The following is an 18,168-nucleotide window of genomic DNA, read 5'->3' on the forward strand; positions in this document are numbered from 1 at the left end:
TGCGGGGGCCGAAGGCCTCCCGGCCGGGACGGAGGTGGTGCTCCACGCCGGCCGGGACGGCACCTGGCCGCGGTGTCGTCCGGAGGACGACGATGTGCTCAGCCCTTGAGGCGGCGCACCAGGACGGAGTCCTCGCCGCGATCGGCCAGGTCCGCCAGGATCACCGAGATCGCCTCGCGGACGATGCGCCCGCGGTCGGCGGCCAGGCCGTGCTGACCGCGCAGCGTCAGCCGGGCGGTCTCGAGCTGCATCAGGTCGTCGGCCGAGATGTAGACGGTGATCTTCTCGTCGTGCTTGGTGCGTTCCCGGCCGCGGGCGGGACGCCCCCGGGTCGGCACGCGCGGCTGCATCACCGGCGCGGGCGCCGGGGCGCTGCGGAAGGCGGCCAGCTCGTCGTCGCCGGTGGCCGGGGCCGCGGTGGCACCCCCGGGCACCAGGGTCAGCGGACTGGCGGCGGACTCGGGGACCGACTCCTCGGCGCGGCGGCCGGCCGCCGCGCCGCGCAGGGCGGGCGAGCTGACCGTGCTGCTCAGGCTGGGGAGCTCGGTGACCTCGGGGACGGCGTTGGCGGTGTCGGTGCGGCGGAACAGCTCCGACGCCCCCGGGAGGACAGGACGACGCGTCACAGTGCGATGACCTCCTTGGCGAGGTCGCGGTAGGCCGCGGCACCCGACGAGGTCGGCGCCCAGGTGGTGATCGGCTGCCCGGCGACCGTGGTCTCCGGGAACCGGACGGTGCGCTGGATGACGGTCTGGAAGACGGTGTCGCCGAAGGCCTCGACCACCCGGCTGAACACCTCCTTGCAGTGCACGGTCCGCGCGTCGTACATCGTGGCGAGGATGCCGGAGATCTCCAGCTGCGGGTTGAGCCGCTCCTTCACCTTGTCGATCGTGTCGACGAGCAGCGCCACCCCGCGCAGGGAGAAGAACTCGCACTCCAGCGGGATCATCACGCCCTGGGCCGCGGTCAGGGCGTTGACCGTGAGCAGGCCGAGCGAGGGCTGGCAGTCGATGAGGATGTAGTCGTACTCGTCGCGCACGTCGGCGAGCACGCGCAGCAGGGTCTGCTCGCGGGCGACCTCGCTGACGAGCTGCACCTCGGCGGCGGACAGGTCGATGTTGCTGGGCACCAGGTCCAGACCGGGAATGTCGGTGTGCACCCGCACGTCACGCAGCGTCGTCCGGCGCTCCATGAGCGCGTTGTAGATCGTCCGGTCCATGTTCTGCGCCGGGATCCCGAGCCCGACCGACAGGGCACCCTGCGGGTCGAGGTCGATGAGCAGCACCTTGCGGCCGAACTCGGTCAGCGCGGCGCCCAGGTTGATGGTCGACGTGGTCTTGCCGACGCCGCCCTTCTGGTTGCACATCGCGATGACGTGCGCCGGGCCGTGCTCGGTCAGCGGCTTGGGGTCCGGCAGCGGACGCTGCCGGGCGCGCGCGGGGTCCTGCCGCGAGGCGGCGGCACCCATCTCGGGGTCGGTGTCGCGCGGGCGCGCGACGGCGTGGGCCGCGTCCGCTCGGATCGCCATGGGTCTGTCGCCTCCAGCTCGTCCCCGGTCCGGTCGGTGCCGGGTGCGGCCAGCCGTCCTGTCCGCTCGGGTGGGACGAAACTATGGAGCGATGCAAGGCTGACCAAGGAGGCTCGCCGCGTGCCGTGTCGACATGGCGATCTGTGACAACCAGTGTGACTGCTCCAGCCGAAGCGGCACCAAAATCTGCCGAGGATCACCCGAGCGGGCTGTCAGCTGAGCGCTCTCGGGTGGCTGGTCGCGTAGACCTCGCGCAGCCGGTCGACCGTCACCAGCGTGTAGACCTGCGTCGTCGTCACCGAGGCGTGGCCCAGCAGCTCCTGCACCACGCGGACGTCGGCACCGCCGTCGAGCAGATGGGTGGCGAAGGAGTGTCGCAGCGTGTGCGGCGACACCGAGCGGGCCAGCTCGCTGCTCCCCCCGGCGGCGCGCTCGGCGGCCGAGCGCAGGATCTGCCAAGCGCTCTGCCGGGACAGCGGCCCCCCACGGACGTTGAGGAACAGCGTGCCGCCCCGCACCCCGCCCCTGCTCTTCACGGCGAGCTCGGGACGGGCCCGGACGAGGTACTCCTCGACGGCGCGCAGCGCGTAGCTGCCGACGGGCACGATGCGCTCCTTGCCGCCCTTGCCGGCCAGCCGCACCGTCGCCTGCCCACGGTCGACGTCGTCCACCGCCAGGCCGACCGCCTCGGAGATGCGAGCACCGGTGCCGTACAGCAGCTCGAGCAGCGCCCGGTCCCGCAGGCCGCGCGGTCCCTCCACGGCTCCGGCGGCCTCGATCAGCGCTACCACCGACTCCACTGGCACGGCCTTGGGCAGCCGCCGGGCGGGCGTGGGCGGCCGGATCTCGGCGGCGACGTCGTCGGGCACGAGACCGTCGAGCAGGGCGAAACGGTGCAGGCCTCGTACCGCGACCACGGCGCGCGCGGCCGAGGTGGCCGACAGCGGCGGGTGGTCGTCGTCGCCCCGGCGGAGAGCGGCGAGGAAGCCGGCCACGTCGGACTCGGCGATCTCGCCCAGGCCGCGCACGCCGGCGGCGTCGAGGTACTCGGTGTACCGGCGCAGGTCGCGCCGGTAGGAGGCGATGGTGTTGGCAGCGAGCCCGCGCTCCACGGTGAGGTGGTCGAGGTACCCGGTCACCGCCCGCGCCACATCGGAGCCGGAGACGCGCGAGGGGAGGTCGGCGACGGTCAGGAGAGCACCTCCGCCAGCGGCACCGCGGTGCGGCCGTGCGCCCGCGCCACCTCGGGCAGCACGACTTCGCCCCCGGCCACGTTGACCCCGTGCGCCAGCGCCGGGTCGGCGGCCACCGCCGCGGCTGTCCCCTGCCCGGCGAGCGCCATCACGTAGGGCAGCGTGACGTTGGTCAGGGCGTGCGTGGAGGTGTTCGGCACCGCGCCGGGCATGTTGGCCACGCAGTAGAAGACCGACCCGTGCACCCGGAACGTCGGCTGGTCATGGGTGGTCGGCCGGGTGTCCTCGAAGCAGCCGCCCTGGTCGACGGCAATGTCCACGAGCACCGAGCCGGGCCTCATGCGCGCCACCAGCTCGTTGCTCACCAGCACCGGTGCGCGCGCCCCGGGAACGAGCACCGCACCGATCACCAGGTCGGCGTCGAGCACCGCGCGCTCGACCTCGTAGGCGGTGGAGGCCACGGTCTGCAGGTGCCCCTGGTAGATGCGGTCGGCGGCGCGCAGCTTGTCGATGTCCTTGTCCAGCACGACGACCTCGGCCTGCATGCCCAGGGCGATGGCCGCCGCGCTCATCCCCGAGACGCCGGCACCGAGGACGACGACCTTCGCGGCGTACACCCCGGGCACCCCGCCCAGCAGGACACCGCGCCCGCCGTGCGCGCGCTCCAGGGCGTGCGCACCGACCTGGGGCGCCATCCGCCCGGCCACCTCGCTCATCGGCGCCAGCAGCGGCAGCGCGCCGTCGGGGGTCTGCACGGTCTCGTAGGCGATCGCCGTGGTGCCCGACGCGACCAGCGCGTCGGTGCACTCCTTCGACGCGGCCAGGTGCAGGTAGGTGAACAGCGTCTGGCCCGCGCGCAGCCGCCCGTACTCCTCGCGCACCGGCTCCTTCACCTTGAGCAGCAGGTCGGCCTCGGCCCACACGTCGTCGGCGGCGGGCACCAGCCGCGCACCGGCGGCGGCGAAGTCGGTGTCCGGGATCGAGGACCCCTCCCCCGCTCCGCTCTCGACGAGGACGGTGTGCCCGGCCCGGACGAGCTCGGTCACGCCGGCCGGGGTCAGCGCGACCCGGTACTCACCGCTCTTGACCTCTCGGGCCACCCCGACCTGCATGGGCCGGAGTGTAGGCACGCGACCGTCCTCCCACGCTCGACCTGCGGGCGGTCCTTGCCGACCGAAGGATGGTCGGATGCGCCTGTACGCCCAGAACCCCGCCCTCCGCCTGCGCCAGCTCGCCGCCGACCTCGGCCTGCTCGTGTGGATCGTCGGCTGGGTGCTCGCCGCCCGCGCGGTGCACGGCGCGGTGTTGCTGCTGGCCGGGCCGGGGCAGGCCGTCGAGGATCTCGGCCGGTCGGTCGGCGGGAGCATGGAGTCCGCGGCCGGTGCCGCCGAGGACGTGCCGCTGGCGGGCGACGAGTTGTCGGCGCCGTTCGACGCGCTGGCCGAGGCGAGCGGCTCGGTGCGCGGCGCCGGGCAATCCGCGCAGGACGCCGTCGACACCCTGGCGACGATCCTCGCCTTCGCCCTCGTCGTGCTGCCGGTCGGCTGGCTCCTGCTGCGCTGGCTGCCGTGGCGGACCCGCTGGGTCCGCGAGGCCACGGCGGCGCAGCGGGTGCTGACCGGCACCCCGGCCGGCGGCGCGGACCTGGAGCTGCTGGCCGCCCGGGCGATGGCGACCGCACCACTCCCCCGACTGGCCGCGCTGCCGCCGGGCACCGGCGCGGCATGGCGGGCCGGCGACCCCGCGGCCGTGCGAGCCCTGGCGGCCCTCGAACTCGACCGCCTGGGCCTCCGGCCGCCCGGCACGACGACGCAGGCCGAGCACGCCTGACGTCCCTCGAGAAGTCGGTGCGAGCACTCCGCACGCGCAGTCAGAACGGTGGCGGGTCGGCCGCGGGATCGGGCGGTGAGGGTGCGGGCTCGGGCGGTCGGAGACCCGGTGGCCGGGTGGTCCGGGTGATCCCCGACGGGCTGGTCACGTGCAGCGTGCCGTCGGGATCCATGCGGAAGTCCCAGCCGCGGGCGAAGGTCTTCAGCCGGTGGTGGGAGCGGCAGGCGCAGCAGAGGTTCGTGCACGACGTCTGCCCGTCGTCCGCGTGCGCCAGGACGTGGTCGAGGTCGGCCCAACCGACCCGCTGACCGCAGTTGGGCATCCGGCACCGCCGGTCCCGGGTGGTGACGAACCGCCGCTGGGCGGCCCGGGGCTCGTACTCGTCGACGGGGTCCGGCATGCCCAGCACAGCACAGCCACACCCCGCATCGGGGTGCTGCCGGCAGCCGCCCCGCGCGAGACGGGAGAGCTCGGCGGCGGTCACGGTGGCGAGCAACTGCCCGCGCTCGTCGGTGAGCGCGAAGGTCAGCGACCCACCGACCGGTGCGGTCAGCCCGATCGCCTCCACCCGACGCAGCAACTCGCGCAGGTGAGCGGCGGTGATCGGGAAGCCCGCGACGTCGCCACCCCGATCGCTGGCTCCCTCCAGTCCGTCGAGTGCGGCGTTGACGGTCAGCTGCACCGACATCCCACCCAGTCCGTGAGCGGGACGCAGGATGAGCATCGAATGGATCGCCGACCGAATCTGCCCGATCGCCCGCTCGTCGCCGTCGGCCTTAGCCATCGCGGCCAGCTCGTCGATGACGGCGTAGCAGGCAGCCGCCTCCTCCGCGCCCATCTCGGCGGTCAGCGCCGCCATCCCGTCAGCCGTCGGGTACGTGCGCACGTCGGCGGCCCGCTGCGCCTCGGCCCGACGCTCCTCGACCGCGGTCGCGTCCAGCTCGGCCAGCAGCTCGAGGGCGCGGTTCCGGAGGCGGGCTAGCGACATCTCCCCGGCCTCGGGCAGGAGCGCCGCCTCCACGGCCTGAGCCAGCTCCGGCGTCGCGCACTGCAGGGCGTCGGCGAGGACCCCCGCGCGGCGCTCGTCCACCTCCCCTCGCCGCAACGCCGCGAACGTGGCCGGGAGGTTGTCCCGCCAGGTGAACGCCCGTCGTGCCCGGAACGCGGCCGTCCCCCGGCCCAGGTTGATTGCGTGCGCCACTTCGTCGGGGAAGAACTCGCTCACCCCGGCGAACTCTGGGTCGGTCCTCCGCCAGCTCCGCCGGCGGGCACCGGGTGTGCCGGGCGCCGGATCGTCCGTGTCGGGTCGCAGCTCGGCGAGCCGCAGGATCAGTTGCGCCTCGCGGGCGGTCTGCCGCGCGCGGTCCCGCTCGATCCGGGCCAGCTCCGCGGCGACCTGCCCGTCGTCCAGCCAGTCGACGGGCAGGTCCAGGTGCGCTTCCGGCGGGGCGCTCACCCAGTCGACCAGCACCCCCTCCACCAGAGAGGTCCCCGCCAGCGTCTGCACACCACGAAGCTACGGGCCACCTCTGACATTTCTTGGCGAGGTGAGTACGGCCAGCAGAGGGATCGCACAGGCCTGTCTGTGGCTCGGATTGGCCCATGAGGCGGCTTCAGCGGCACCTGTCAGGCCGGATCCCGGGCTGGATGCGGGGCGCTCCCTGGCTCACCCCAGCACTTGGAAGAGCACGTGGTCCTGCCAGCGGCCGGCGATGTTCAGATACTGCGGGGCCAGCCCGTAACGGGCGAACCCGTTGCGCTCCAGCACTCGTTGCGAGGCCGCGTTGTGTACCAGCGTGCCCGCCTCGACGCGGTGCAGCCCGAGCTCGGCGAAGGCGCGGTGCAGCATCTCCCCGACCGCAGTCGTGGCCAGCCCACGTCCGTTGCTGGCGGGGTCGACCCAGTAACCAACGCTGGTCGATCGGAAAGCACCCCGGACGATGTTGTTCAGATTGATGCGGCCGACCACGCACCCTGAGTCGTCGACGATCACGCAGGGGAGGCCGAGCCCCGCCGCGTACCGATCCAGTGCCGCTCGGAAGTCGTCACGCTGACCTTCTTCGGTGAACCACCGCTCGTCTCGGTGTGGCTCCCATGGAGCGAAGAACGTGCGGCCCTCGATCACGATGCGGGTCAGTGCCTCGGCGTCGTCGATGTGCACGATGCGCGTCCTCGAGCTCACGATCGCGACAGTGCCAGTCCTCTCCGAGCGCCGCGACGCCGCTGTCCCTCAGCGGGCCGCTACGGGACAGAGGGTGGCTGAGCTTCGACGCCCGGCCGTGATCGTCGTGATGCGAGCATCGCCGGCATGACCCCACCTTCCCCGCACGACGGTGACGCCCTCCACGACCTGGGCCGGTTCCTCGCCGACCTGCGACGGACGGGGACGGTCGTCACGGGCCCGGTGGACGGCCGGCCGGGCGGCGAGGAGCACGACGACGAGCCAGGGCCGGTCGAATGGCTGGTCACGGCGCACAGGGGGACGCCGACCGGCCCGCCGTACCGCCTGATGCTGGACGAGCAGGAGTTCAGCAGGGCGGTGGAGCGCGACGCCCGGGTCATCGAGTCGTGGTGGCCGGCAGGCGACGCCCGGGCGCGCGCCTACACCGCGCTGTTGCTGAGTTTCGACGCGGCACTCGTCGGGGTCGACCGCACGCCGCACGGATTCGTGCTCGAGCGTGGGGACCACCTGCACCTGACGACCCACCACCTCTGCCCGGATCCGATACCGCATCTCGACCCTGATGGTCAGGTGGCGAACGAGGGGTCCTACGGATGGTTCGCCTACGAGCCGGGCAGCCCGGAGTTCGACGAGGAACTGGCGGAGCAGCAGCGCAGGTCACGGCACCGCCGGCACAGCTACCTCGTCCTGGGGTACCTGGAGGTCGAGGCGGCCCACGAGAACGGTCAGCGGATGGACGCAACCATGGGGTACCTGCAGGACGCCCTGGGCGACGCATTCGGCAACGAGGTCTTCCAGCGGTTCTCCGCGTACGTGGAGGCGACCGGCTCACCGTCGACGGTGGCGCTGTCCGAAATCATGCACGCGGAGGACGAGCGTTTCGACGCGTTCCTGGATGCGCTGGCCGGCGAAGGGCCCTGAATGGGCCGCTCGAGGCGAGTTTCCGAGCTTCCCGGGCCAGACGCCTGGCTACGTCGGATCGACTACTCGGCGCCGACGTCGCGCAGTCGCGGATGGGCGTCCCGCGCCTGGGCGGCGGCCAGCAGGCCGACGACGGCGGCAGCGTTGCGGATGTCGCCGTCGAAGACGCGCTGCACGGCGTCGGCCAGCGGCACGCGCTCGACGGTCATGTCGAGCTCCTCGTGCTCGACGGTGAACCCCTCGGGGAGGGCGGCGTCGGACAGGCCCTCCGCGAGGTAGACCAGCACCAGCTCGTCGGAGAAGCCCGGCGAGCTGTAGGTCGTGGTCAGCAGCGACCACCGCTCGGCGGCGAGCTGCACCTCCTCGGCCAGTTCCCGCTTCGCCGTCTCCAGCGGCGGCTCGCCGTCGGCGTCGCGCAGCCCGGCGGGAAGCTCCCACAGGTAGCGCCCCACGGGGTGGCGGTACTGCCGGAGCAGCACCACCCGGCCCTCGTCGTCCACCGCGACGACCGCCACCGCTCCCGGGTGCGTCACGACCTCGCGCACCGAGTCCCCGCCGCCCGGCATGGCCACCGTGTCCCGGCGCAGCGAGATGACGTGGCCGTCGAAGACCGTCTCGCTGTCCAGCACCCGGTAGTCGTGCGCGGCGGGCTCGGGCATCAGATGCCGACCTGCTGCGCCTCGTCGAGGACGACGGGCAGCCGCGCGGACTCCTGGTAGTCGATGGCGGCCTGGACGAACCCCGCGAACAGCGGGTGCGGGCGGGTGGGCCGGCTCTTCAGCTCCGGGTGCGCCTGCGTGCCCACGAAGAACGGGTGCGCCTCCTTCGGCAGCTCCGCGAACTCGACCAGCGTGCCGTCGGGCGAGGTGCCGGAGAAGACCAGGCCGGCCTCGGTGAGCCGGTCGCGGTAGGCGTTGGCCACCTCGTAACGGTGCCGGTGCCGCTCGGTGATCTCGGTGGAGCCGTAGACCCCCGCGGTCACCGAGCCGTGCTGCAGGGTGGCCGGGTAGCTGCCCAGCCGCATGGTGCCGCCCATGTCGCGGGTGCCCGAGACGACGTCGACCTGGGTGGCCATCGTGGCGATGACGGCCTCGGGGGTCTCCGGGTCGAACTCCGTGGAGTTGGCCTTCTCCAGCCCGGCGACGTCGCGGGCGTACTCGATGACCATGCACTGCAGGCCCAGGCACAGGCCCAGCGTCGGGATGCCGTTGGTCCGCGTGTGCCGGATCGCGCCGAGCTTGCCCTCGATGCCGCGGACGCCGAAGCCGCCGGGGATGCAGACGCCGTCGACGCCGGCCAGCGCCTTCGCCGCGCCCTCGGGGGTCTCGCAGTCGTCCGAGGGCACCCAGCGGATCTGCACCCGGCTGCGGTGGGCGAACCCGCCGGCGCGCAAGGCCTCGGTGACCGACAGGTAGGCGTCGGGCAGGTCGATGTACTTGCCGACCAGCGCGATCGTCACCGTCGCCTTCGGCGCGTGCACCCGGTCGAGCAGGTCGCCCCACACGGTCCAGTCCACGTCGCGGAAGGGCAGGCCCAGCCGGCGGACGACGTAGGCGTCCAGGCCCTCGCTGTGCAGCACCTTCGGGATGTCGTAGATCGAGGGAGCGTCCGGGCAGGACACGACACCCTCGACGTCGGTGTCGCACATCAGGCTGATCTTGCGCTTGAGGCCCTCGGAGATCTCCCGGTCCGAGCGGCAGACCAGGGCGTCGGGCTGGATGCCGATGCTGCGCAGCTGCGCGACCGAGTGCTGCGTCGGCTTGGTCTTCAGCTCGCCCGACGGCGCGATGTAGGGGATCAGCGAGATGTGCAGGAAGAAGCAGTTGTCCCGGCCGATCTCGTGCCGCACCTGGCGGGCGGCCTCGAGGAAGGGCAGCGACTCGATGTCGCCGACGGTGCCGCCGATCTCGGTGATGACGACGTCCACCCGGTCCGGGCCCTCGGCGCCGGCCATGATGCGGGACTTGATCTCGTTGGTGATGTGCGGGATCACCTGCACCGTGTCGCCCAGGTACTCGCCGCGCCGTTCCTTGGCGATGACGTCCGAGTACACCTGGCCGGTGGTGACGTTCGCGCGGCCGGAGAGGTCGATGTCGAGGAAGCGCTCGTAGTGACCGACGTCCAGGTCGGTCTCGGCGCCGTCCTCGGTGACGAAGACCTCCCCGTGCTGGAACGGGTTCATCGTCCCGGGATCGACGTTGAGGTAGGGATCCAGCTTCTGCATGGTGACCCGCAGCCCTCGGCTGGACAGCAACGCGCCCAGCGAACTGGCGGTCAGTCCCTTGCCCAGGGAGGAGACAACCCCGCCGGTGACGAAGACGAACTTCGTCGGCTGGGAGTTGCGGAGGAGGCCGCGTGATGCGACGGATTCAAGCGTTCCAGACGGTCGACCCACGGGAGACGACCGTAACACGGCTCGGGTCGCCGGCCGGGCCCGTGTCGGCAGCTCCCGGCTCGCCCTCCCCCTTCCCGGGGGTGTCCGACCGCGGTGCGGCGACCAGCCAGACGAGCAGCGGCACCAGCAGCGCCGCCGCGGTGGCCGGCAGCGCGACGCCGGAGTCGTTCACCGCGGCGCCCAGCGCCAGGCTGAGGGCGCCGGAGACCAGGCCGGCCCGCAGGACGGCGGCGTCGGCCGCGGGCAGGCCGCCGGGCGCCACTCCGCCCGCGCTGCGCAGCGGCCCGCCGGGGCGCACCAGCCAGACCGCGGCGACGAGGGCCACCGGCAGCATGTAGGCCAGGGGGCTCCCCAGCAGGATGTCGAGGTTGGCCTGCGCCTTCCGGGAGACCACCGTCCACGCCTCGCCGGTGAGGACCTGCTCGACGAAGCGCCCGAGGTGGCTGCGCTCCTCGGGCGGTCCGCTCCAGTCCAGGACGGCGATGCTGCCCACGGCGAGCACCGCGGCGCCCAGGATCGCGGCCAGGCGCACGACGGTGACCCGCACGCCGGTGAGCAGCATGGCCAGCAGGAGGAAGCCGGGCAGGGACGCGAGCACGCCGCCGAAGTCGCGGCCCAGCGCCGGGGCACCGATGACGACGACGGTCAGCAGCCCGGAGCCGAGGACGACCGCGGCCACCACCCGGCGCCGTCGTACGGGCGCTGCCCGGCGTCCCAGCGCGGTCGCGGCGGCGGCGGCGAGCAGCAGTGCGCTGACGGAGAACAGCCCGAAGCTGAGGTTGCCGTAGCCGGTGAACCGGCCGGCCACGATCGCGGAGTAGCCGAGCAGGCCGTTGAGCTCCAGCGTCGAGCCGGTGAGCACGTCCCCGACCAGGGTGGCCAGCGTGACGGCCAGGACGACCAGCGGCGGGCCCAGCCGGGCGCGCCGCCAGGGGCCGAGGAGGGCCGCCGCGGTGACCACGCCGGCGGCGCCCAGCACCGCCAGCACCAGGGACGTCAGCGGGGAGGCCGTCCGCTCCCACGGCACGAGGCCGGCCAGGTACGTCGCCACCGGCAGGGCGGCGACGGCCAGGCAGAGCACCCGGAGCGCCGCCGGTGCGCCCCTGACCCGCCCGAGGCGGGCACCGCCGCCGCGCACGCCGCGCACGAGGACGCCGAGGGCGACCGTGGCGGCTCCGATGAGCACCACCAGCCAGAAGAAGGCGCCGACGTTGCGGTGGTGCACCGTCGCAGCCACGTTCATGTGCTCGAGGTCGGTGACGGCCTCGGCGAGCGCCGGTCGGTCGGACGTGGCGCGCAACGGTTGGCCGTTCATCGACGCCGGCACGTCCAGGCCGAGGGCGCGCAGGGCCGTCGGAGCCAGGTCGATGAGCTGGACGTAGGGCGCCCGGCCGGTGCTCGCGGAGCTCAGCCAGCCGCCGGTGTCGAACCCGGGCCCCGACGCGATGCCTACGTGCAGCTGCGGCCGGCCGTCGTTGACCTCGGAGATCCCGGCCAGCAGGACCAGGGTCTCCCCCGGTAGCTGTGCCACGGCGGCCTGCAGCCGGCCGACCGCCTCGTCGATCCGGGCCAGACCGCTCGCCCGGGGCAACGGATCGGTGCCGTCGTCGGTCCGGTCGGCGCCGGGCGTGCCCGCCAGGGTCAGCTGGTCCAGCGTCACCAGGCTCAGCCGGCAGCCCTCGAGGAAGGCGGCGAGCTCGGCGGGCTCGCCCGGCAGGCTGACCCTGCGGTCCAGGCGCACGTCGGGTGCGGCCACCGCCAGCGCGGCTGCCCGGCCGGACACGCCGGCGCACCCGACGCCCGCGCCCAGCGCCGCGGGCTCCGCGCCGAACCGGGCCGTGCCCACGTCGTCGGCGGTCCGCTGCACCGTGGCCGCCGGGTCGTCCAGCGCCACCGCGGCGATCCGCTCCTGCAGGCCGCAGTAGGACAGCGAGGTGTCCACCCGTGGCTCGGCCTCGTCCTCGCCGGCGCCGGGGTCGGTCGGGGCGTTGCCGGGTGGCGGCGGTCCGAGCCCGTCCTCCGGGAGGGGCACGGTGGGCAGGGGTACGGGGGGCAGGCCGTCGTCCGGACCCGGGAACCGGGCGCGGTTGCCCGCGCCCAGGGTGGCCCAGCCGTCGAGCAGGCAGGTCGTCCCGCGCGCGGCGCGCACCGACAGGGCGCCGACCGACCCCTGCTCGGCCATCTCCCACAGGCGAGGGGTGGTCGTGGCATCGACGTCGCCCCACACCAGACCGGGGACACCGACCACGAGGACGCGGTCCACGGCCGCCGCGTCGTCCCCCGGCCCGTCGTCCGCGGCCGAGGCCGGCGGCGCCCAGCCGAGCAGGACCACGAGCAGCAGCACCAGCGGCAGGAGCCACCGCCGGGCGCTGGTCACCGGGAACCGGCTTCCGGAGGCCCCAGCAGCTCCCGGTAGACGGCGACGACGCGGCGTCCCGCGCCCGCCTCGTCCGGCCACTGTTCCGCCTGCCGCCGGCCCGCCTCCCCCAACGCGGTCGCGTGCGCGGGGTCGGCGAGCACGCGGTGCAGTGCGTCGGCGAGCGCGGGGGCGTCGCCGACGGGCACCAGGTCCGCGGCCTCCCCCACCAGCTCGGGGATCCCGCCCGCGCGGGTGGAGACCAGCGGCGTGCCGGTGCGCAGCGCCTCCTGGGCGGTGAAGGGGCTGCCCTCCCAGCGCGAGGGGAGCACGCACACGTCGGCCGCACCGAGCAGGTCGGGGACGTCGCCGCGTCGCCCGAGCAGCACGACCGGCAGCCGCTCCGCCGCGATCCGGGCGGCCAGCTCGTCGTGCAGCGGCCCGTCCCCGGCGATCGCGACCAGCGGGGCGTCGTCGGTGCCGGCCCACCGGCCCAGGGCGTCGAAGAGGACGTCGTAGCCCTTCTGCGGGTGCAACCGGCCCACCGCCACCACCAGGGGCCTGCCCTCGGCGAGGCCCAGCTCGGCCCGGACCTCGTCGCGGCTGCGCTGGGCGGGGGGCAGCGGCGGCGCGAGCGCGGGAGCGACCCGCACGTCGGGGGCGCCGGCCCGCCGGGCGTTGGCGGCGAGGTCGCTGGAGACGGCCAGCACCAGGTCGGCGCCCCGCACGGTCAGCCGCTCCAGGGCCTGCATCGCACCTCGCAACCGGCCACCGCCCTCCTGGAGGGCGTTGTGCAGGGTGAGGACGAGCGGCGGACGCGGCCTCCGGAGGCGCAGCGCCGCGGCCGCGACCAGACCGGCGCGCAGCCCGTGGGCGTGCACCAGGTCGGCACCGGCGACGGCGCGGCGCAGCTGGAGGACGGCCCGGGCGTCGGCCACCGGCGCCAGCCCGGAGGAGATGCCCACGGGAGTGAAGTCCGCCCCGCTGGCGGTGAAGCCGAACAGCTCCTCGGTCGCCGGCGCACCGCACACCCCGACGTCGGCGCCGGCCTCGCGCAGCGTCGGCAGCAGGGCCCGGACGTGCGTGCCCACCCCGCCGGCGCTGGTGGCCAGCACCTCGACGACACGGCGACCGGCGAGCGGCGGTCGCTCAGCCACGGTGCACCTCCTGCCGGTCGGGCGCACGCAGAGCGCCGAGCGCGGCGGACAGCGGCCCCCGCGCGGCCCCCATCATGACGCCCAGGACGACGACGAGCACGAGTGCTCCGGCCAGCACGCCGACGCCGATCGCGGCGAGGACCCCGTCGTCGGGGACCGGATCCGCGCCGAGGGCCCGGGACAGGGCCAGCCCGGCGGCCGCCCCGGCCGCGGCGGCGGCGAGCGCCGTCGTCGCGATGCGGGGCAGTCCGGTGAGCGAGCCCGCCGGGGCGGTGCGGGCGACCACGACGAGCAGCGCCACCCCGGCGACGGTGACGCCCAGCGTGTGGCCGGTACCGAGCGCGGCCGCACGGTCGGCGTCCGGCAGCGCGGCGGCGAGGACGACGTCGGCGACGACGGCGACCAGCCAGCCGCCGACCACGCACGCGGTCGGCGCCTTCCACTCCCCGCGCGCGTACAGGGCGCGGGTGAGGACGGCGACGAGTCCGTACCCCACGAGCCCCGGGGCGAAGGCGATCGTGGTGTCCCGCAGCGCGCCCACGCCGGCGTCGGTGCCCGAGCTCAGGAAGACCCGCGCCATGGGACCGGCCACCGCGATCAGCAGCGCGGCGGCTCCCGCCGAGGCGGCGACCACCAGCGCGGTCACCGGGGCGAGCGCGCGGGCATAGCCGGCGTCGTCGCCCAGCTCGGCCCGCTCGGACAGCCCCGGGTAGGCCGACGTCGCCAGCGGCACGGCCAGCGCGGCCCACGGGACGAGGAAGAGCGTGAGGCCGGCGCCGTAGACCACGAGGCTGCCCTCGGGCGCGTTCCCGCCGGTGAGGCGGATCGCCACGAAGGCGACCAGTTGCTGACCGGCCAGGGTCAGCACACCGGCCACCGCGAGCCGGCGCACCCGCGGGGCCGCGCCGACCGGGAAACGCAGCGAGGGCCGCAGCCCCAGGCCGAGCCGGCGCAGCGGGACGAGCAGGCTCAGGCTCAGCGCCACCACGCCGAGCGTCGTCCCCACGCCGAGGACGAGCTCGGCCGGCCGCGACAGGTCGGCGACGTCGCGGCTGCCGCCCATGCCGGCGAACAACAGGTAGGCCGAGGCGACCACCACGCTGGACAGCAGCGGGGCGAGGGCGGGGGCGGCGAAGCGGCGGTGCGCCTGCAGCACGCCGGCCAGCACGATGCCGATGCCGTAGAGCACGACCTGCGGCGCGAAGACGAGCAGGAGCCGGGCGGCCAGGTCGACCTGCTCCGGCTGACCGGGCCTCAGGACGCGGGCGATGGGCTCGGCGAACAGCGCGATGACCACGGCCAGCGGAGTCAGGACCAGCAGGGTCCAGCCCAGGAGCGCCGACGCCGTCCGGCGCACCTGCTCACGGTCGCCGACCGCGATGCCACCGGCGAGCATCGGCACGACCAGTGCCGCCAGCGCTCCCCCCGCGACGACCTCGAACACGATGTTCGGGACGGTGTTGGCCGCCTGGTAGGCGTCACCTGTGGTGTCCGCGCCCACCGCGTTGGTGAAGACCAGGGTGCGGCCGAAGCCGGCCACGCGGGCCAGCAGCGTCAGGACGGCGATCAGCGCCGCGGCCCCGGCGACCCCCTGCGCGACCGACCGGCGGGTCACGACGGCCGGCGGCCGAGCCGGTCCAGGTCGCGCAGCCCCGGGGTGGCGTCGATGACCCGGGTGAAGCTGACCTTCTCGCTGGCCAGCGTCAGCGCGGTGATACCGGCGAGCAGCCCGGCCCGACGACCGCGCGAGGGCCCCGCGGCCAGCCTCAGGCCGAGCAGCGCGCCCAGGGCGTTGGCCCCGCTGTCGCCGAGCATCACCCGCTCGCCGAGGTCGTCCGGCAGGACTGCGAGGGCGGCACCGAGGGGCCCCGCCACCAGGGATCCGGGGGCACCGCCCAGGGTGGCCGCGGCCGCGAGCACACCGGCCTTCGCCGCCCGCCCCGGGCGCAGGTCCAGCAGGTTGAGCAGATTGGCGGTGCCGGCGACCAGGCCCGTGGTGAGGACGGCGTCGGCCAGCGCCCCCGTCCCGCGGCCGCGGGACGTGAGCAGGGCGGCGACGGCGCCCGCGGCCCCGATGCCGGCGACCTTGACCGCGCCGGCGGACACCCGGCCGGCGCGCAGGGCACGGAGGTGGCCGGCCAGCCCCTTGTCGCGCGCCTGCTCGGGGCGGGCGCCGACGAGGTCGTCGTAGCCACCGACCAGACCGGACACGCCGCCGGCCACGGCGGTGGCGGTGCGCAGCCCGGCCGGGGCGCCGAGGACGCCGGTGGCCGTGGCTGCCAGGGCCAGCGCCGGTCCCCCGAGCAGGGTCACCGGCCGCCCTGCGTAGTTGGTGCGGGCCCACGCCCGGCCGCGGTCGGAGGCGGCGAGGGCGGCGGCCACCGCGAGCGCGGCCCGACCGGCCGCGGCACCGGCGAGCACGAGGCCCGCCCGGGAGCGGGCGGGGGGCCGCGGCGTCACGGGGTCGTGACCGGGGGCACCGGAGAAGTGTTCTCGCCCGTGCCGTAGGCGCCGGAGGTGCCCTCCCCCTCCGCCCGCAGGGCGAGGACGGTGCTGATCCGGCCGGCCGGCGTGCCGGCGTTGTCGACGGTGGACACGGAGGCGGAGAGGTCGGGGTCGCTGCGGACCGTGCCGACCAGGCCGTTCTCGCGCGCCGACACCGCGTCGCCGGCGACGACGACCCCGGAGCCGGCGGCGTCCAGCGCGGCGACCAGCTCGACGAGGTTGGCGTTCCGGTCCGCGGCGTCGTCGTCGGTCAGCTCGCCGGCGGTGAGGACGACGGCGTAGTCGGCCGCGGTGACCGAGTCGCTGTCGGTCCGCAGCACCTCGAGCGCGGGGAGCCCGGCGAGCACCGAGGAGGTCGCGGCGGTGTCCGGCGGGGTGCCGCCCGCGGGGACCATGAGCACCTGCGCCAGCAGCGAGCCCACCAGCTCGCCGGCGTCGTCGACGTCGGGCAGCGTGATGCCCGCGGGCAGACCGGAGCCGGTGGCGTAGCTCTGCAGGCTGGACTCGGAGGCGGGGTCGCTGAACGCGGGGGCCAGGGTGATCTGCCCGGCGATGGTGCCGCCGGCGTCGGTGATCAGCGCGCTGATCTCCTCGACGTCCTCGGTCTCGACGTCCTCGTCGGCGAGCACGAGCAGGACGCTGCTGTCGGTGAGGGCGCCGTCCACCAGGGCCGGGGCGACCGCGGCCTGGAACTGGTCGGTGGAGTCGAGCCGGCCCTGCAGCATCTGCGACCTGTCCTCCAGCGAGCGCTTGTCCGTCTCGAGGGCGTCGACCTGGCTCTCGAGGTCGTCGAGGATCTGCCCGTTCAGCGCGGTGGTGCCGATGACGATCCCGAGCGCGATCGCGAGGAAGACGGCGATCAGCGAGACCAGGTGGTAGCGGAAGTCGATCACGAGAAGAGGTTCTCCAGCCAGAACACGAAGCTGTTCCATTGGTCGAGCAGCAGGTCGAGGTAGACCCGTCCGGCGGTCGACACCACGAGGGTGGAGCCGATGGCGACGAAGGCCGCGAGCACGAGGACGACCAGGGCCGTGGTCGAGATGCGACTGCGGTACAGCCGGCTCACGCCCTTGGCGTCGACCAGCTTCCCGCCCAGGCGCAGCCGGGTGAGGAACGTGGACGCCATGCCGCCTCGGCCCTTGTCCAGGAACTCGACGAGGGTGGCGTGGGTGCCCACGGCGACGATGAGCTTGGCGCCCTTCTCGTCGGCGAGCAGCATCGCGATGTCCTCGCTGGTGGCGGCTGCGGGGAAGGTGATGGCCTCGACGCCGAGCTCCTGCACGCGGGGCAACCCCGGGGCCCGGCCGTCGGGGTAGGCGTGCACCACGACCTCGGCACCGGAGGTCAGCGAAGCGTCGCTCACCGAGTCCATGTCGCCGATGATCATGTCGGGCTGGTAACCGGCCTCGATCAGCGCGTCGGCGCCGCCGTCGACCCCGATGAGGACCGGCCGGTAGTCCCGGATGTAGGACCGCAGCGCGTGCAGGTCCTCCTTGTAGTCGTAACCGCGCACGACGATGAGCACGTGGCGGCCGTCGATCGCCGTGCTGACGTCGGGCACGCCCACGCCGTCGAGGAGCAGCGCGCGCTCGCGCTTCATGTACTCCATCGTGTTGGCCGCGAACGCCTCGAGCTGCGCGGAGAGCCCGGCGCGCGCCTCGGCCATCGAGGCGGCGATGCGCTCGGCGTCCTGCGCCACGCCCTCGGCGACCACGGTGCCGTCCCCGGTCATCAGCTGGTTCTCGACCAGCCGGACGGAGGTGCCCTCCTTGAGGGCGGCGAAGACGTCGCGCCCGACGCCGTCGAGCAGCGGGATGCCGGCGTTGACCAGGATCTCGGGCCCGAGGTTGGGGTAGCGGCCGGAGATGCTGGGCGCGGCGTTGACGACGGCTGCGACCTTGCAGCTCACCAGCGCGTCGGCGCTGACCCGGTCGATGTCGACGTGGTCGATGACGGCGATGTCGCCTGGGCGCAGCCGTTTGGTCAGGGTCTTCGTGCGGCGGTCCAGGCGGACGACGCCGGACACGCCGGGACCCGACTCCTGTGCCCGGCCACGTCGAAGGGTGCCGATGCGCATGACCTGCATGCTTTCACGGGCCGT

16 protein-coding genes are annotated in these 18,168 nt (G+C 74.5%); 2 read left to right on the top strand and 14 right to left on the bottom strand.

Annotated features, from left to right (window positions below):
• Positions 1-98 precede the first annotated feature (98 nt).
• The 4 genes from BLS70_RS19820 to ald all read right to left on the bottom strand — a co-directional run bounded on the left by BLS70_RS19820 (position 99) and on the right by ald (position 3,833).
• The gene (locus BLS70_RS19820) at positions 99-626 is read right to left on the bottom strand and encodes a hypothetical protein (RefSeq protein ID WP_091771452.1); all 528 of its coding nucleotides are present in this window, start codon (positions 624-626) and stop codon (positions 99-101) included.
• The gene (locus BLS70_RS19825; RefSeq protein WP_091771454.1) at positions 623-1,528 is read right to left on the bottom strand and encodes a ParA family protein; all 906 of its coding nucleotides are present in this window, start codon (positions 1,526-1,528) and stop codon (positions 623-625) included. Before BLS70_RS19825 ends, BLS70_RS19820 begins: the two co-directional genes overlap by 4 nt.
• 212 nt (positions 1,529-1,740) lie before the next feature.
• Positions 1,741-2,667, bottom strand: coding sequence for a site-specific tyrosine recombinase XerD (locus tag BLS70_RS19830; RefSeq protein WP_255362608.1), 927 nt, complete (start codon positions 2,665-2,667; stop codon positions 1,741-1,743).
• A 50-nt stretch (positions 2,668-2,717) separates the two neighbouring features.
• Positions 2,718-3,833 carry an alanine dehydrogenase gene (gene ald, locus BLS70_RS19835; RefSeq protein ID WP_091771458.1) on the bottom strand — a complete coding sequence of 372 codons (1,116 nt, stop codon included), beginning with the start codon at positions 3,831-3,833 and terminating at the stop codon, positions 2,718-2,720.
• Positions 3,834-3,909: 76 nt separating this feature from the next.
• On the opposite strand from ald, the gene BLS70_RS19840 reads away from it, so the two are divergent.
• On the top strand, positions 3,910-4,551 hold the full coding sequence (locus BLS70_RS19840) for a hypothetical protein (protein WP_091771460.1): 642 nt from the start codon (positions 3,910-3,912) through the stop codon (positions 4,549-4,551).
• Positions 4,552-4,591: 40 nt separating this feature from the next.
• On the opposite strand, the gene BLS70_RS19845 is transcribed toward BLS70_RS19840, so the two are convergent.
• Positions 4,592-6,058 (bottom strand): HNH endonuclease signature motif containing protein, encoded by a 1,467-nt coding sequence (locus BLS70_RS19845; protein WP_091771463.1) that lies wholly within the window; start codon positions 6,056-6,058, stop codon positions 4,592-4,594.
• Positions 6,059-6,217: 159 nt separating this feature from the next.
• Positions 6,218-6,712: a GNAT family N-acetyltransferase gene (locus BLS70_RS19850; protein ID WP_218122518.1), complete on the bottom strand. Its 495-nt coding sequence runs from the start codon at positions 6,710-6,712 to the stop codon at positions 6,218-6,220.
• 147 nt (positions 6,713-6,859) lie between these two features.
• Between BLS70_RS19850 and BLS70_RS19855 the strand changes: the two genes are divergently transcribed.
• Entirely contained in the window at positions 6,860-7,654 is a 795-nt protein-coding gene (locus BLS70_RS19855) for a hypothetical protein (RefSeq protein WP_091771467.1), read from the top strand.
• Positions 7,655-7,716: 62 nt separating this feature from the next.
• Here the strand turns inward: BLS70_RS19855 and BLS70_RS19860 are convergent, their stop codons facing one another.
• The 8 genes from BLS70_RS19860 to steA are packed head-to-tail and all read right to left on the bottom strand — an operon-like array spanning position 7,717 to position 18,093.
• The gene (locus BLS70_RS19860; protein ID WP_091771469.1) at positions 7,717-8,313 is read right to left on the bottom strand and encodes an NUDIX domain-containing protein; all 597 of its coding nucleotides are present in this window, start codon (positions 8,311-8,313) and stop codon (positions 7,717-7,719) included.
• The gene (gene pyrG, locus BLS70_RS19865; protein WP_091771471.1) at positions 8,313-10,049 is read right to left on the bottom strand and encodes a CTP synthase; all 1,737 of its coding nucleotides are present in this window, start codon (positions 10,047-10,049) and stop codon (positions 8,313-8,315) included. The genes BLS70_RS19860 and pyrG overlap by 1 nt, the downstream gene beginning before the upstream one ends.
• Positions 10,024-12,426 carry a hypothetical protein gene (locus BLS70_RS19870; protein ID WP_091771473.1) on the bottom strand — a complete coding sequence of 801 codons (2,403 nt, stop codon included), beginning with the start codon at positions 12,424-12,426 and terminating at the stop codon, positions 10,024-10,026. Before BLS70_RS19870 ends, pyrG begins: the two co-directional genes overlap by 26 nt.
• Entirely contained in the window at positions 12,423-13,562 is a 1,140-nt protein-coding gene (locus BLS70_RS19875; protein ID WP_091771475.1) for a glycosyltransferase family 4 protein, read from the bottom strand. Before BLS70_RS19875 ends, BLS70_RS19870 begins: the two co-directional genes overlap by 4 nt.
• Complete coding sequence (gene murJ, locus BLS70_RS19880) at positions 13,555-15,177, bottom strand: murein biosynthesis integral membrane protein MurJ (protein ID WP_091771477.1); 1,623 nt, start codon at positions 15,175-15,177, stop codon at positions 13,555-13,557. The genes BLS70_RS19875 and murJ overlap by 8 nt, the downstream gene beginning before the upstream one ends.
• Positions 15,174-16,022: a hypothetical protein gene (locus BLS70_RS19885; protein ID WP_091771479.1), complete on the bottom strand. Its 849-nt coding sequence runs from the start codon at positions 16,020-16,022 to the stop codon at positions 15,174-15,176. The genes murJ and BLS70_RS19885 overlap by 4 nt, the downstream gene beginning before the upstream one ends.
• A complete protein-coding gene (locus tag BLS70_RS19890) occupies positions 16,019-16,960 on the bottom strand; it encodes a copper transporter (protein ID WP_091771481.1) in 942 nt (313 codons plus the stop codon). Before BLS70_RS19890 ends, BLS70_RS19885 begins: the two co-directional genes overlap by 4 nt.
• Positions 16,957-18,093 carry a putative cytokinetic ring protein SteA gene (gene steA, locus BLS70_RS19895; RefSeq protein ID WP_255362609.1) on the bottom strand — a complete coding sequence of 379 codons (1,137 nt, stop codon included), beginning with the start codon at positions 18,091-18,093 and terminating at the stop codon, positions 16,957-16,959. Before steA ends, BLS70_RS19890 begins: the two co-directional genes overlap by 4 nt.
• Positions 18,094-18,168 lie beyond the last annotated feature (75 nt).

The sequence above is a fragment of the Blastococcus aurantiacus genome, assembly GCF_900102425.1.
In the GTDB taxonomy this organism is placed as follows: domain Bacteria; phylum Actinomycetota; class Actinomycetes; order Mycobacteriales; family Geodermatophilaceae; genus Blastococcus; species Blastococcus aurantiacus.